The 13,935-nt window shown below is 72.6% G+C and carries 11 protein-coding genes and 1 tRNA gene; 7 read left to right on the top strand and 5 right to left on the bottom strand.

The genetic code is table 11. The features are described from left to right. Positions 1–63 precede the first annotated feature (63 nt). Positions 64–1,023, top strand: a complete 960-nt coding sequence (locus ABT008_RS25790; protein WP_350699229.1) for an EamA family transporter — start codon at positions 64–66, stop codon at positions 1,021–1,023. Between the two features lie 155 nt (positions 1,024–1,178). Beyond that, a complete protein-coding gene (locus ABT008_RS25795; RefSeq protein WP_350699231.1) occupies positions 1,179–2,855 on the top strand; it encodes a S8 family serine peptidase in 1,677 nt (558 codons plus the stop codon). Positions 2,856–2,938: 83 nt separating this feature from the next. Here ABT008_RS25795 and ABT008_RS25800 read toward each other — a convergent pair whose 3' ends face one another. Next, positions 2,939–3,802, bottom strand: a complete 864-nt coding sequence (locus tag ABT008_RS25800) for a hypothetical protein (RefSeq protein WP_350699232.1) — start codon at positions 3,800–3,802, stop codon at positions 2,939–2,941. 121 nt (positions 3,803–3,923) lie between these two features. Next, on the bottom strand, positions 3,924–4,604 hold the full coding sequence (locus ABT008_RS25805; protein ID WP_236145580.1) for an IclR family transcriptional regulator: 681 nt from the start codon (positions 4,602–4,604) through the stop codon (positions 3,924–3,926). 63 nt (positions 4,605–4,667) lie between these two features. Between ABT008_RS25805 and cysS the strand changes: the two genes are divergently transcribed. Both cysS and rlmB read left to right on the top strand, forming a co-directional pair. Continuing rightward, positions 4,668–6,083, top strand: coding sequence for a cysteine--tRNA ligase (gene cysS / locus ABT008_RS25810; protein ID WP_350699234.1), 1,416 nt, complete (start codon positions 4,668–4,670; stop codon positions 6,081–6,083). Beyond that, positions 6,083–7,204, top strand: a complete 1,122-nt coding sequence (rlmB, locus tag ABT008_RS25815) for a 23S rRNA (guanosine(2251)-2'-O)-methyltransferase RlmB (RefSeq protein ID WP_350699235.1) — start codon at positions 6,083–6,085, stop codon at positions 7,202–7,204. The genes cysS and rlmB overlap by 1 nt, the downstream gene beginning before the upstream one ends. 77 nt (positions 7,205–7,281) lie before the next feature. On the opposite strand, the gene ABT008_RS25820 is transcribed toward rlmB, so the two are convergent. Further along, positions 7,282–8,373, bottom strand: coding sequence for an ABC transporter ATP-binding protein (locus tag ABT008_RS25820; RefSeq protein ID WP_350699237.1), 1,092 nt, complete (start codon positions 8,371–8,373; stop codon positions 7,282–7,284). Between the two features lie 324 nt (positions 8,374–8,697). Here ABT008_RS25820 and ABT008_RS25825 point away from each other — a divergent pair. Next, a tRNA-Thr gene (locus ABT008_RS25825) sits at positions 8,698–8,774 on the top strand. A 294-nt stretch (positions 8,775–9,068) separates the two neighbouring features. Continuing rightward, on the top strand, positions 9,069–9,836 hold the full coding sequence (locus tag ABT008_RS25830; protein WP_350699239.1) for an enoyl-CoA hydratase/isomerase family protein: 768 nt from the start codon (positions 9,069–9,071) through the stop codon (positions 9,834–9,836). 64 nt (positions 9,837–9,900) lie between these two features. On the opposite strand, the gene ABT008_RS25835 is transcribed toward ABT008_RS25830, so the two are convergent. Together ABT008_RS25835 and ABT008_RS25840 are read right to left on the bottom strand one after the other, a co-directional pair. Continuing rightward, complete coding sequence (locus tag ABT008_RS25835) at positions 9,901–11,427, bottom strand: hydroxysqualene dehydroxylase (RefSeq protein WP_350699240.1); 1,527 nt, start codon at positions 11,425–11,427, stop codon at positions 9,901–9,903. A gap of 152 nt (positions 11,428–11,579) precedes the next feature. Continuing rightward, complete coding sequence (locus ABT008_RS25840) at positions 11,580–12,044, bottom strand: MSMEG_6728 family protein (protein WP_350699242.1); 465 nt, start codon at positions 12,042–12,044, stop codon at positions 11,580–11,582. 101 nt (positions 12,045–12,145) lie between these two features. Here ABT008_RS25840 and ABT008_RS25845 point away from each other — a divergent pair, with 101 nt between their 5' ends. Further along, positions 12,146–13,933: a potassium channel family protein gene (locus ABT008_RS25845; RefSeq protein ID WP_502890508.1), complete on the top strand. Its 1,788-nt coding sequence runs from the start codon at positions 12,146–12,148 to the stop codon at positions 13,931–13,933. Positions 13,934–13,935 lie beyond the last annotated feature (2 nt).

Genomic DNA, 13,935 nt, shown 5'->3' on the forward strand with positions numbered 1-13,935 from the left:
GCTTTAGCGTCATCGGTGTAAGCCTAGTTTGCCCATGGCGGGCGACCGTGCCAAGGAGAGTCGATGCGTCATTCCCCCGTCGCGGGGGCCGGGCTCGCCCTGGCCCTGCTCTCCGCCGTCACGTTCGCCACCTCGGGCACCTTCGCCCGTTCGTTGATCAACGAAGGCTGGTCCGCCGAGGCGGTCGTCGTCGCCCGGGTCGGCATCGCGGCCCTGGTGCTGGCCGGGCCGGCCCTGCTCGTGCTGCGGGGTCGGTGGGCGGTGCTGCGCCGCAACATCGCCTCGATCGGTGTCTTCGGGCTGCTCGGGGTGGCACTCGCCCAGGTGTGCTTCTTCAATGCGGTCCGTTACCTGCCGGTCGGCGTCGCGCTGCTGCTGGAGTACCTCGGCATCATTCTCGTCGTCGGGTGGACCTGGTTGATCCAGGGGCAGCGCCCCCGCCAGCTGACCGTGGCCGGCTCGGCGGCGGCCCTCGCGGGTCTCTTCTTCGTGCTCGACCTCACCGGAGCCGGGCGGCTCGACCCGATCGGGGTGCTCTGGGGGTTGGGTGCGGCGGTCGGTCTGGCCGGCTACTTCGTACTGGCCGGCCGGGTCGACGCCGCGTTGCCGTCAGTGGTCATGGCCAGCGGCGGAATGGCCGTCGGTGCGGGTGCGCTGCTGCTGCTCGGCCTGCTCGGTGCGCTACCGCTGCGGGCCAGCTTCGGCACGGTCGAGTTCGCCGGGCAGGAGACGAGCTGGCTGGTGCCGATCGTCGGCCTCGCGCTGGTGGCGGCGGTGGTCGCGTACCTGGCCGGGATCGCCGCGGCCCGCGTCCTGGGTGCCCGGATGGCCTCCTTCGTCGGACTCACCGAGGTGATGTTCGCGGTGCTGATCGCCTGGCTGGTGCTGGGTGAACTGCCGACGGTCGTGCAACTGATGGGCGGCGCGTTGATCGTCGCCGGGGTGGCCCTGGTCCGCCTCGACGAGCTGCGCGCACCCGTCGCCGCAGATCAGGCGAAGGCAGCGGAGCCGGCCCTCACGTGAGCCGCGACAGTGTCCTCGCTTGCCGAGTTGCCTGCCGTCCTGGTCGGCCTTTCCGGCGAAGCGGAACTTCCGCCGTGTTACCGACGCCGGTCTGGCGAAACGTCATGCGTTGATGTCTGATGACGCCACGTCCCTCAAAGAGAGGATTCGATGTGGTGAGCAAGCGCTTCACCGTCGGCGTCGTCGCGACCGCGGCGGCACTGGCACTCACGGTGACGGGTCTGGGCGTGCCGGCCAGCGCCGAGCCGACGACCGTCCGGACGTTCACCGTGGTCGCGGAGGACGGGTACTCCGCCGACGCGGCCCTCGCCGCGATCCGGTCGGCCGGCGGGACCGTGGTGTCCCGCACCGACGAGGTCGGCGTGTTCCAGGTGACCAGTGACCGGGCCGACTTCGCGACGAAGGCTACGGCTGCCGCCGCGCTGATCGGCGCCGCCGAGCAGAAGGCGATCGGCCGCAAGCCCAAGCTGGACCGGGTCGAGCAGGAGCACCTGCTGGCCGTGGCCGCCGCGAAGGGCGCCGGCAAGCAGCGGGGCAAGAAACTGGACCCGCTCGACGACAAGCTCTGGGGCCTGGAGATGATCCGGGCCGACAAGGCGCGCAAGATCGAGCCCGGCGACCGTCGGGTGACCGTCGGCGTGCTGGACACCGGCGTGGACGCCGCCCACCCGGACATCGCGCCGAACTTCAACTGGGCCCTGTCGCGCAACTTCGCCCCGGACATCCCCGAGATCGACGGGGAGTGCGAGGTGCCGAGCTGCCTCGACCCGGCCGGCACCGACGACGGCGGGCACGGTACGCACGTCGCCGGCACCATCGGCGCCGCCGCCAACGGCTTCGGCCTCTCCGGCGTCGCCCCGAAGGTCTCCCTGGTCAACCTCAAGGGCGGCCAGGACTCCGGGTACTTCTTCCTGAACCCGGTGGTCAACGCGTTGCTGCACGCCGGCCGGTCGGGCCTGGACGTGGTGAACATGTCGTTCTATGTCGACCCGTGGCTCTATAACTGCACGGCGAACCCGGCCGACTCCCCGGAGGCGCAGGCGGCGCAGCGGGCCACGATCCGCGCCATGAAGCGGGCCCTGACCTTCGCCCACAACCGGGGCGTCACGCTGGTCGGTGCGCTCGGCAACAACCACGAGGACCTGGGCGACCCGCGAACCGACGTGTCCAGCCCGAACTACGGTGACGTCGCGCCGTACCCCCGGGAGATCGACAACGACAGCTGCTGGGACCTGCCCGCCGAGGGGCCGCACGTGATCAGCGTGTCCTCGGTCGGCCCGTCCGGCAAGAAGGCCGACTACGCCAACTACGGCACCGAGCAGACGGCGGTGGCCGCTCCGGGTGGTTGGTTCCGGGACGGCTTCGGGACCGACACGTTCCGCACCGACGCCAACATGATCCTCTCCACCTATCCCAAGAAGGTGCTCCAGGAGGAGGGGACGGTCGACGAGGCCGGCAACATCGTGCCGGGTGCCGAGACCTTCGTGTTCAAGGAGTGCAAGGCCAACGGGCAGTGCGGCTACTACACGTACCTTCAGGGCACCTCGATGGCCGCTCCGCACGCCTCCGGCGTGGCCGCGCTCATCGTGAGCAGGTACGGCAAGCCGCAGGGCCGGGGCGACTTCGGCCTGGCTCCGAAGCTGGTCGAGAAGCACCTGCTCCGCACCGCCACCGAGCGGGCCTGCCCCGAGCCTCGGTTGCAGACCTACACCAACGAGGGGCGGCCGGCCGAGTTCGACGCCTACTGTGACGGTTCGGTCGACTTCAACGGCTTCTACGGGCACGGCATCATCGACGCGTACGCGGCCGTGACCGCGCCGCTGCGCCGATGACCGGGTAGGACACCCGCCCTCGACGGGCGAACAGACGGCCCGGCCGGGTTGCCCCCGGCCGGGCCGTCCCCCGTTCTGCCCCCTCACCGGCGGCGTCCGCCGTCCAGAAGTGCGGCGCGGATCTCGCGGGCGACCCCGGGGAGGTCCTGGTGCAGGCGTCGACCGGTGACGTGCCGTATCAGCCAGCCCGCCCCGGCCAGCGGATAGAGCCGCTGACCGTCGAACTCCACCGCCACGCGCTGCTCCGGCCAGGCCAGGCCGGGTCGCAGCACCGCGCCGCCGGACAGGCTCACCGGATGGTGGGCCACCGGGCGCGGTAGCCCGGCCAGCACCAGTCCGACCCGCAGCCGCGACTCGTCGGGAGACTGCGCGGCCGGGTCGGCCAGGTCGAACACCCAGCGCGCCCGGCGCCCGCCGGGGCGGTCGTCGTTCGCGGCCGCCACCTCGGCCAACGCCGCCGGGGTGGTCAGCCCCCGGCCCAGCAGCGCGTCCACGATGCCGACCGAGCGGCTCGGCTCCAGCCACACCGCGCTCTCCCAGGCGGCCCGGGCGGTGTCGGTGTGCGGTGGAGTGCCCTTGATCGTCAGCCCGGCCAGCGACTGCGGGGACTCGGTGTGCACCTGGAGCCCGCGCTGGCTGCGTAGCCCGGCCCGGGTCGGCACCAGGACGTGGACGGCCTGGTCGAAGTCGGCGGCGTGCCCGATGCCGTGCAGATAGGCCGCGGACGGGCCTGCGACGGCCGCCCCGGCGGGCAGTTGCAGGGCCGCCGCGCGGCAGGCCAGGGCGTGGTCCCGGTCGAGTCGGGCGTCGGCGTAGACGTCGTGCCGCAGTCGGACCCAGGCGGAGTTGCGGAGTTGGTGGGCGGTGAGCAGACCTCGGCGGACGACGTCCGAGCCGCGGAATACCTGCCACGCCAGGGCGTCCGGTGGCTGTGTGCGAGCTGGCATGAGAGCAGCCTGCGACCCGTGTCACCGGCCCGGCGACCCCTGTGGACAACCGCGACGACGACCGGAACCACCGCCTGTGGACAACCCCCGCCGAGGGCGCGCGTTGTGGTATGTCGCCGGGTCAGCTCAGCGCGGTGGCGATCGCGGTGGCGGCGGCGAGCACCTGCGCACCGACCGCCTCGGCGTCCAGCGGGGCTAGGGCGACGACCCCCACACTGGCCTCCAGGCCCGGCACCCCGAGCACCGGCGCGGCCACCCCGTACGCGCCGGGTTGCAGCTCACCGGCGGTGCTCACCGGGCCGACGGCGCCGGTCCGCCCGGCGAGGATGGCCTGCCCGGCGGCACCCCGCTCCAGCGGGTGCCGGGCCCCGGTCCGGTACGCCACGTGGAACGACGTCCAACTCGGCTCCACCACCGCCAGCGCCACCCCCTCGCCGCCCTCCACCACGGTCAGGTGGGCGGTGGCCCCGGCCTGCTCGGCCAGCCGACGCAGCGCGGGCAGCGCGCCCTCGGCGAGCAGAGGTTGGGCCCGCCGGGCCAGGTGCAGCACCCCGGCACCGAGGCGGAGTCGACCGGCGGCGTCCCGGCGCAGCATGCCGTGCCCGGCCAGCGGGCCGACCAGCCGATAGACGGCCGCCCGACCGATGCCCAGCCGGGTCGCCGCCTCGGTGACCGTCAGCCCGCCCGACGCCTCCGCGACCAGGTGCAGCAACCGCAGGCCACGGTCCAGCGTCTGCGACGTCTCGCCACCGGGTACGGCGGGTGACGGCGGATCGATGTCGGGCGTCGCTGCGGAGTCCACGACCAGCAGCGTACGACCCGGCTCCGGCGGACCCGGAAAACGACGGACGGCTACCCTTGTACGGTGACGCTACGCCTGTATGACACCGCCACCCGATCGGTGCGGGACTTCGTCCCGCGGGAAGCCGGCAAGGTGGGGGTCTACCTGTGTGGTCTCACCCTCCAGGCCCCGCCGCACATCGGCCATCTCCGTTCCGGCGTCAACTACGACGTGTTACGGCGCTGGCTGCTGGCCGCCGGCTTCGAGGTCACCTTCGTCCGCAACCTGACCGACATCGACGACAAGATCCTGGTCAAGGCGCAGGAGCAGGCGCAGCCGTTCTGGTCGATCGCGTACGCCAACGAGTTGAAGCTCGGCGAGGCGTACCGGGCGTTGAACGTGCTGCCGCCGACCTACGAGCCGCGCGCCACCGGGCACATCCCGGAGATGCACCAGCTCATCGCGGAGTTGATCGAGCGGGGGCACGCGTACCCGGCCACCGACGACTCCGGGGACGTCTATTTCGACGTGCGGTCCTGGTCGGCGTACGGCGCGTTGTCCAACCAGTCGCCGGACGACATGCTCTCCGCCTGCGAGGGCCCGGAACGCGGCAAGCGGGACCCGCGTGACTTCGCGCTCTGGAAGGGCGTGAAACCGGACGAGCCGGCCGACGCCTACTGGTCCTCGCCGTGGGGGCGGGGTCGTCCCGGTTGGCACATCGAGTGCTCGGCGATGTGCTGGCGCTACCTCGGTGCCGAGTTCGACATCCACGGCGGCGGGCTGGACCTGATCTTCCCGCACCACGAGAACGAGCTGGCCCAGTCGCAGGCCGCCGACCTGCCGTTCGCCCGGTACTGGGTGCACCACGGCCTGCTCGGCATCGGCGGCACCAAGATGGGCAAGTCGCTGGGCAACACCCTCGACCTGGCCTACGTCGCCTCGCTCGGGGTACGCCCGGTCGAGCTGCGCTACTACTACGTGGCCGCGCACTACCGTTCCCGGATCGACTACTCCGAGGACGCGTTGCGGGAGGCGGCCGTCGCGTACCGGCGGATCGAGGGCTTCGTCCAGCGGGCCGTCGAACGGGTCGGGGTCGGCCAGGTCGGCGAGGTGCCGGCGGCGTTCGCCGCGGCGATGGACGACGACCTCAACACCTCGGCCGCGCTGGCCGTGCTGCACGACGTGCTGCGCGACGGCAACACCGCGTTGGCCGACGCGGACGATGTGACCGTCCGCACGACGCTCGCCGACGTCCGGGCCATGCTGGATATCCTCGGCGTCGACCCGCTCGACCCGGTGTGGACGGGTGGCGCCCGGGCGAGCGACCTCCGTGGCGTGGTGGACTCCCTGGTCGCCCTGGCCCTCGAACAGCGCGCACAGGCCCGGGTCCGCAAGGACTGGGCCGCCGCCGACGCGCTGCGGGATCAACTCAAGCGAGCCGGTGTGGTGGTCGAGGACACCCCGCAGGGCCCGCGTTGGACAATTGGAGAACATGACTGATGGCCGGCAATTCGCAACGCCGTGGCCGGCGGATGACGTCGAAGGCGGGAGCCCCGAAGGGCTCCGGCGGCAAGAACCGGGACTCCCTCGCCGGGCGTGGCCGGACCCTGCCGGCCGACGAACGTCCCTGGCACAAGGGTTACTCGGGCACCGAGAAGCTGCCCCAGCGCACCGCCTGGAAGCAGGAGAAGGAGCGGCGGGCGGCAGCCGAGGAGGGGCGTGCCCCCAAGATCGGCACGCCCGGCAGCAAGGACACCACCTGGGGTCGGGGCGGCGGTCGGGGCACCCAGGCGGCCAAGCCGACCCGGGGTAAGCAGCCCGTCGGGCGCGGCGGCCCCCGGGTCGCGCCGGGCCGCAAGTCGAACCCGGCGAAGGACACGCCGGAGCTGCTGGTCGGGCGCAACCCGGTGCTGGAGGCGCTGCGCGCCCAGGTGCCGGCCACCGCGCTCTACACGGCGCAGGGCATCGACGTCGACGACCGGATGAAGGAGATCGTCCGGACCGCGGCCGACCGGGGCATCGCGATCCTGGAGGTCAGCCGGGCCGAGTTGGACCGGATGACCGGGGGCGTGCTGCACCAGGGCGTCGGCCTCCAGGTGCCGCCGTTCGCGTACCAGCCGTTCGAGGACCTGGTCGCGGCGTCGGTGGAGCAGGCGGCACCGCTGCTGGTGGCGTTGGACGGCGTCACCGATCCGCGCAATCTCGGCGCGGTGATCCGCTCGGCCGCCGCGTTCGGCGCGCAGGGTGTCTTCGTACCCGAGCGGCGGGCCGCCGGGATCACCGCGACCGCCTGGCGGACCAGTGCCGGTGCGGCGGCCCGGGTGCCGGTGGCGCAGGTCACCAACCTGACCCGGGCGTTGAAGGCGTGCCAGGACGCCGGTTTCCTGGTGGTCGGCCTGGACGCCGACGGCGAGACGGACCTCTACGACCTGGAAGCCGCCGTCGGCCCGCTGGTCGTGGTGGTCGGCTCGGAGGGGCGCGGGCTGTCCCGGCTGGTCGGCCAGACCTGCGACCTGACCGTGAGCATTCCGATGATCTCCGAGGTGGAGTCGCTCAACGCGAGCGTCGCCGCCGCGGTGACGCTCGCCGAGGTGGCGCGCCGCCGCGCCGTCGAGCTCTGACCTCCCGCCACGAGCCACCGGGAGTACGCGGAAGGGGCGGCCCGCCATCGGCGGACCGCCCCTTCGCGGTTGCTACGTCAGATCCGCTTGCCGTTGGCGGCGTGGAAGACGTGGCTGCGGCCGGTACGCGGCTTCACGAAGATCGTGTCGCCCATGTTCGGGCTGTGCTGCCGGTCGGTCCGCACCACGAAGCGCTCGGAGGAGCCGTCCAGGGCGGCGTGCCCGTAGACGTTGGCGTCCGAACCGAGGTCCTCGACCAGCTCGACGACGACCGGCATGCCGCCCTCGGTCGGGCTGACGATGTCGCAGTCCTCCGGGCGGAAGCCCACGGTGACCTTGCCGTCGCCACCCTCGGCGCGGGCCGCCTCGGCCTGCTCGCGGGTCAGCGGGACGAACAGCTCGGCGAACGCCGCGCCCTGCTCGGTGAGCGGCACGGTCTTGATGTTCATCGCGGGCGAGCCCATGAAGCCGGCGACGAAGACGTTGGCCGGGGTGTCGTAGAGCGCACGCGGGGTGTCCACCTGCTGGAGCACACCGTCGAGCATGACCGCCACCCGGTGACCCATGGTCATGGCCTCGACCTGGTCGTGCGTCACGTAGACGGTGGTGACGCCGAGCTTGGCCTGCAGCGAGGCGATCTGGGTACGGGTCTGCACCCGGAGCTTGGCGTCGAGGTTCGACAGCGGCTCGTCCATGAGGAAGACCTGGGGCTCCCGGACGATGGCGCGGCCCATCGCGACACGCTGGCGCTGACCACCGGAGAGCGCCTTGGGCTTGCGGCTGAGGTACTCCTCCAGCTGGAGCAGCGCCGCCGCCTCCTTGACCCGACGGTCGATCTCGGCCTTGGAGGTCTTGCGCAGCTTGAGCGCGAACGCCATGTTCTCGTACACCGTCATGTGCGGGTACAGAGCGTAGTTCTGGAAGACCATCGCGATGTCGCGGGCCTTCGGCGGGAGGTGCGTGACGTCCCGGTCGTCGATGTAGATCGCGCCGTCGTCGACGTCCTCCAGGCCGGCGAGCATGCGCAGGCTGGTGGACTTACCGCAACCGGAGGGGCCGACCAGGACGAGGAACTCCCCGTCGCCGATCTGGAGGTCGAGCTGGTTGACCGCGGGGCGTTCGGTGCCCGGGTAGATCCGGGACGCCTTCGCGTACGTGACCGTAGCCATGAGGGGGTGCGCTTCCTTTCACCGGCAGGAACGTGCCGGACGATCCGAGTGAAGGAGCAACCGGCACGGGAGCCCCGTACCGGTGCCACGGACGACGTGAGGAAAACCCCGGTGTCGTCCGTGTCACTGCACGGTAAACGGCTTTCGCCGCAATGCCAAGGTTCGGGACGATGCATGGGACTGAGAGCATTCGCATTCCGGTCACTCGGGCACGGTCGGACACGAATCGACGCCCGCAGGTCGGGATGTTGACGTTTCCCGTGCTCGGGACCCCTGCCGAGCGGGAAAAGCAGACGTCGGTCGCTATGCTGACCGGGAAACAACGCCCCTGTAGCTCAGCTGGCCAGAGCACCCGCCTTGTAAGCGGGATGTCGCCGGTTCGATCCCGGCCGGGGGCTCCATCCGTATCGCGCACGGAACACCGGGCGACACCTCGTCGTAGCCGGGCGCTCAGGCGGGCTGTTTACCGTCCGCCTGGTCCCTCGGGCACCGGCGGACGTACGTCCTCGGCGCGCCCTTGGCGTGGCGCTGGGCCCGGTGACGGTCTGCCGCTATCGGCAGGAGTGCCGGTCGAAACGGGTCCGCCGAGGCGGCCCGTCGGTGAATGCCGGGCAGCTACCAGGCGTACAGCTCGGTTCACCGGACGGGCGCGGGGCCGGTGCGGGTTACCCTCAGGCCGTCGAAGGGGGTGGGTGGTGGCGGACGCGGAACTCGTCGTCGAGGTGACCGGCGCGGTGGCCACGGTGGTGATCCGCAACCCGGGCCGCCGCAACGCGATGACGACGGCGATGTGGCGGCAGCTCCCGGTGCTGCTCGACGGCCTGGCGGCCGATCCGGCGGTACGCGTCCTGGTGCTCACCGGCGCGGACGGCACCTTCTGCGCCGGTGCCGATCTCGGTGACCTCGACGAGGTGCTGAACCCGGGCGACGGCAACGTGGTGGACGTGGCGGAGCGGCGGCTGGCCGACTTCGCCAAGCCGACCGTCGCCGCCGTGCGGGGTGCCTGCGTCGGCGGTGGCTGCCTGCTGGCCGTCGCCTGTGACCTGCGGCTGGCCGCCGACGACGCGCGGTTCGGCGTACCACCTGCGCGGCTCGGCCTGGTCTATCCGGCGCCGGCCACCCGACGGCTGACCCGGCTGGTCGGCCCGTCGACGGCCAAGCATCTGCTCTACACCGGTGAGCTGGTCGACGCCGACCGGGCGCTGCGCACCGGCCTGGTGGACGAGATGCTTCCCGGCGCCGACCTGGCCGTCCGGGTCGCCGGGCTCACCGCGACGATCGCCGAACGCTCGCAGCTCAGCGTGGCCGCCGCCAAGGAGATCGTGGACGGTCGAGCCGACGCCGACCGCATCGCCTGGTGGCACGGGCAGGCGCGGGACAGCGGCGAGGCCCGGGAGGGCGTCGCGGCCTTCCACGAACGCCGTCCGGCCCGCTTCGGCTGGACCCCGCCGACGGCCGACTGACCCGTCCTCCCTGACCCGTCCCGCCCTGGCCCGGGTCGGTCAGGGGCGGACGAGACCCGGCGGCTCAGGGGCGGGCGAGCAGGCCCCGGGGGCGTACCGAGTGGATCGGCTCGGCCGCGCCGCCCTCGGCCCGCAGGATGTGGTTCGCGGCCAGGATGCCGGTGGCCGCGGACCGCTCCATCAGCGCGCTCGGGAAGTCGGTGCGAATGCCGTCGCCAGCCAGGTAGAGCCCGGCGGCCTCGGTGCGTACCCCGGGCCGTCCGGGATGGCTGCCGGGGGTGAAGGCGGGGGCCTTGGCCTCCACCCGGGCGCGCCGCTCGCGGACCCGCAGCCGGTGCGTCTCCGGCCAGAGCGCGCCCAGGTCGGCCCACATCCGGTCGGCCAGCTCGTCGGCGGGCACGTCCGGATCGCAGGCGTACGCGTGCAGCTCGATCACCGAGCCGCCGGTCTGCGCGGCCCAGCGTCGCGGCTCCTCCTCCAGCCGGTGGTACAGCGTCACCGAGTCCAGGGTGGACTGGCGGGACACCCCGTTGAAGGTCGCCCGACCCGGGTCCACGTCCCCGTCGCACCAGTGCCTCGCCACCGCGTACGGCGGACCGGGCCGACCGTACGCGGGCATCGCCGCCGCCATGGCCGGTGCCGCCTCGGCCAGTGTCGGGGAGGCGGCGACCAGGTCGGCCAGCGCCGGCGGGTCGAGGGCCAGCACCACGTGCCGGGCCGGGTACGAGCCGTCACTGGTGCGTACCCGCCAGCCGGTGCCCTCGCGGTCCAGCGCGGTCGCCGCGACACCGGTGTGCACGCGACCGCCGTGGCGTTCCAGGTGCCGGGTCAGCGGCTGCCAGATCGCGGTGGCGTAGTCCTCGTCCGGGCAGTCGAAGGCCAGCCCCTCGGGGTTGCCGAGCAGATAGAAGTGGAACTGGGCGATCATCTCGGCGGCCGACATCTGCGCCTCGTGGTTGAAGAACGAGTGCGAGAAGACCTCGAAGAGCATGGCCCGCGCCCGGTCCGGCAGCCGCAGCGAGGTGAGCAGTTCGTCGGCGGTGCGGTGGTCGAACTCGGCGTAGGTGCGCTCCGGATGGTAGGTCAGCAGCGGCAGGGCCGCGTCGCGGTCCATCGTGCGCAGGTCACGCAGTCGCAGGCTGGGGCTGCGGGCCAACAGGGTGAGCAGGTTGGCTGGCGGTGCGGGTGGCAACCGTCCGAACTCCTCGGTCGGCCACTGCGCGCTGAGCACCGGATAGCCGGGCACCGGGCGCAGGAAGCGGAGCGTCGGATCGACGCGACGCAGGATGTTGCGCCAGTTGTAGTACTGCCGGAAGAAGGCGTGGAAGCCGTGCTCGTCGACCTGCGGGGTACCGTCCGCGAGGGTGTCGGGCCAGGCGCCGAGCCGGCCGCCGAGCGTCGGTGCGGCCTCCAGCACCGTCACCTCGACACCGCGTTCGGCGAGCACCACCGCCGCCGACATCCCGGCGATGCCGCCACCGATCACGACCGCCTGCACCGGATGCGGCACCCGGGTCGCGCCACCGCCGCCCGGGTCGACCTGGTGCGGCCGTACGCCGATGAGCCGACCGAACACCTGTGACAGCTTCACACCGCACCTCCCGATGGCCCCTCAGTCTGCCCGACGGGGGTCGGCACCGCCGTACGTGCCGGTGCGCTCGGTGCCGCCGTACGTGCCGGTGCGCTCTCGTGTTAGCAGGGGGCCCTTGTAATACACGAGGCGTTAGCAGGGGACCCTTCCTTTCACCGGTCGGACGCCGGCCAGACGTACTCGACGTCGGTGGGGGTGTCGTCGCCGAAGATCGGGCGGTAGTGCGCGGGATCCTTGCGCAGCAGCGACGAGCGGTGGCTCAGGTGCAGGTCGGCGCGGCCCAGCCAGGGCGGCAGTTCGCCGGCCTCGGCCAACTCCTGCTGGGTACGGACCCGTTCGATGCCCCGGGCGGCGGCGAGGTCGGCGGTCAACGTGGTGGCGCAGGTGTCGGCCCGTCCGGTCGCACGCCAGACCGCGCAGACGTCCAGCCCGTAGCGGGTGAGGGCCTCCTCGTAACCGGTCCACATCTTGACAGCGGGATGGTGACGCCAGCCGTACCCGGGGCGGGTCAGCCCACGCAGCACCTGGATCGCCTCCACCCGCTGCTTGCCGAGCCGCCGTTGGTCCAGCGTGCCGGCGCTGGCCAGGAAGTCCGGGTACGGCAGGAAGGTCTGCATGGGGCTGCCGTACCCGTCCACGACCCGGACATGCCGGGCCGGGACCTGCATGATCGTCGCGGGGCTGCGCGGACTGCGACCGGCTGTTTACCATGCGAAGCATGGCGGAGCCGCTGCTCGATCGCGCCCGGCGGGCAGGCCGCCGGTTGCGGGTCAACGGGGAGCCACGGGCGCACTACGTGGTCTGCGGCCAGGATCCCCTGGCGTACTGGGTGGTGCGGGCGATGCTGGCCGCCGAGACGCAGGCCGGGCGGCTGCGGATCACCCTGATCGTGCCCGAGCGACAGCGGTCACCCGGCCCGGACGGGCGTGACCTGCCCGGCATCGAGGTGATCCCGGCCGACCGGCTGGACGAGGCCACGTTCCGCCGGGCCGGGCTGGCCGGTGCGGCCGGGCTGGCCCTGCTGCACCAGGACGACGTGGGCAACATGCAGGCCGCCCTCTGCGCACAGGAGGTCGAGCCCCGGCTGCGGCTGGTCGTGCGGATGTTCAACACCGGCCTGGCCAACGGCGTACGGCAGATCTTCCCCGATTCGTCGGTGCTCTCCGACGCCTCGATGGCCGCCCCGGCCTTCGTGGCCGCCGCGCTGGGCGAGGTCGCGCCGACGCACTTCCGGCACGGCGGGCGCACCCTGTACGTGGCCCGCCGCGACGACGTACGCCCGAGCGAGATCGTCTGCGGGGTGGCCGACACCCGCGACTCCCAGCAGGACCTGGTGCTTCCCGCCGACGACGAGGACGCCGACGTGGTGCTCGCGGAGGCCGTCGGCCGTCCGGCCGGCACCGAGTTGGCCGCCCGCCGGCTGGTCCGCGCCCGACGTCGGCGACGCCCGGTCGCGATGTTCCTCGGGGCCGTGCGGGGCTTCGCCACCCGCAAGATCGGCATCGCGGTGTTCGTGCTGCTCGCCGTGATCGCCGCGCTCGGCGGGCTCTACGGGCGCGCCGACCACGTCCCCTGGGCCGAAGGGCTCTACCTGACCATGGTCACCACGCTCAGCGGTCAGGACCCGAACACCGACAAGGGCGGCGTCGTGCAGGCGATGCAGGTGCTGCTCAACCTCGCCGGGGTGGCCCTGATCCCACTGATCACGGCGGTGGTCGTCGACGGCGTGGTCCGGGCGCGGCTGGCCCTGCACGCCGGGCGGAACTTCATCGAGCGTTCCGGGCACGTCGTGGTGGTCGGGTTGGGCAACATCGGCACCCGGGTGATGGCCCAGCTCAACGACTTCGGCGTCGAGGTGGTCGCGATCGACAGCAACGCCGACGCCCGGGGTGCCGGGTTGGCCCGGCGGCTGGGCGTACCGCTGGTGGTGGGCGACGCGGCGCAGGAGGAGACGCTGCGCGCCGCCTCGGTCGCCACCTGCCAGGCGCTGGTGGTGGTCTCCACCGACGACGGCGCCAACCTGCGGGCGGCGCTGAACGGCCGGACCGTGAACGACCAGCTCCGGGTGGTGCTGCGGCTCTTCGACGGCGACTTCGCCGAGCGGGTGCAGCGGGCCTTCGGCATCGGCACCTCCCGCAGCGTCTCCTACCTGGCAGCACCGTCGTTCGCGGCGGCCCTGCTGGACCGCGCGGTGATCGCCACCATCCCGGTGGGTCGGCACGCGTTGCTGGTGACCGAGGTCGCGGTGGCGGCCGGTTCGAGGCTGGACGGCCGGACACTCGCCAGCGTCGGCCGACCGGGCAGCGTCCGGTTGCTCGCGCACGCCCGGGTCGGGCAGCGTCTCGACTGGTCGCCGGACCGGCGGATGATGGTCTCGGCGGGCGACCGGCTGACCGTGATGGCCCGCCGCGCCGGGCTGAACTCCCTGCTCCGCGAGGTCGCGCCGCCCGAGCCGGAGCCACCGGCACAGACCGGCCCGCCGGTCCCGCGCGAGGCCGATGAGTGACG

Source organism: Micromonospora sp. NPDC002389 (genome assembly GCF_040296095.1).
Classification (GTDB): domain Bacteria; phylum Actinomycetota; class Actinomycetes; order Mycobacteriales; family Micromonosporaceae; genus Micromonospora.

What these genes read in the sequence shown, in the direction of transcription:
- ABT008_RS25790 (WP_350699229.1), top strand. Translation starts at nt 64, where the DNA reads ATGCGTCATTCCCCCGTCGCGGGGGCCGGGCTCGCCCTGGCCCTGCTC.
- ABT008_RS25800 (WP_350699232.1), bottom strand. Translation starts at nt 3,802, where the DNA reads ATGCCAGCTCGCACACAGCCACCGGACGCCCTGGCGTGGCAGGTATTC.
- rlmB (WP_350699235.1), top strand. Translation starts at nt 6,083, where the DNA reads ATGGCCGGCAATTCGCAACGCCGTGGCCGGCGGATGACGTCGAAGGCG.
- ABT008_RS25820 (WP_350699237.1), bottom strand. Translation starts at nt 8,373, where the DNA reads ATGGCTACGGTCACGTACGCGAAGGCGTCCCGGATCTACCCGGGCACC.
- ABT008_RS25840 (WP_350699242.1), bottom strand. Translation starts at nt 12,044, where the DNA reads ATGCAGACCTTCCTGCCGTACCCGGACTTCCTGGCCAGCGCCGGCACG.
- ABT008_RS25845 (WP_502890508.1), top strand. Translation starts at nt 12,146, where the DNA reads ATGGCGGAGCCGCTGCTCGATCGCGCCCGGCGGGCAGGCCGCCGGTTG.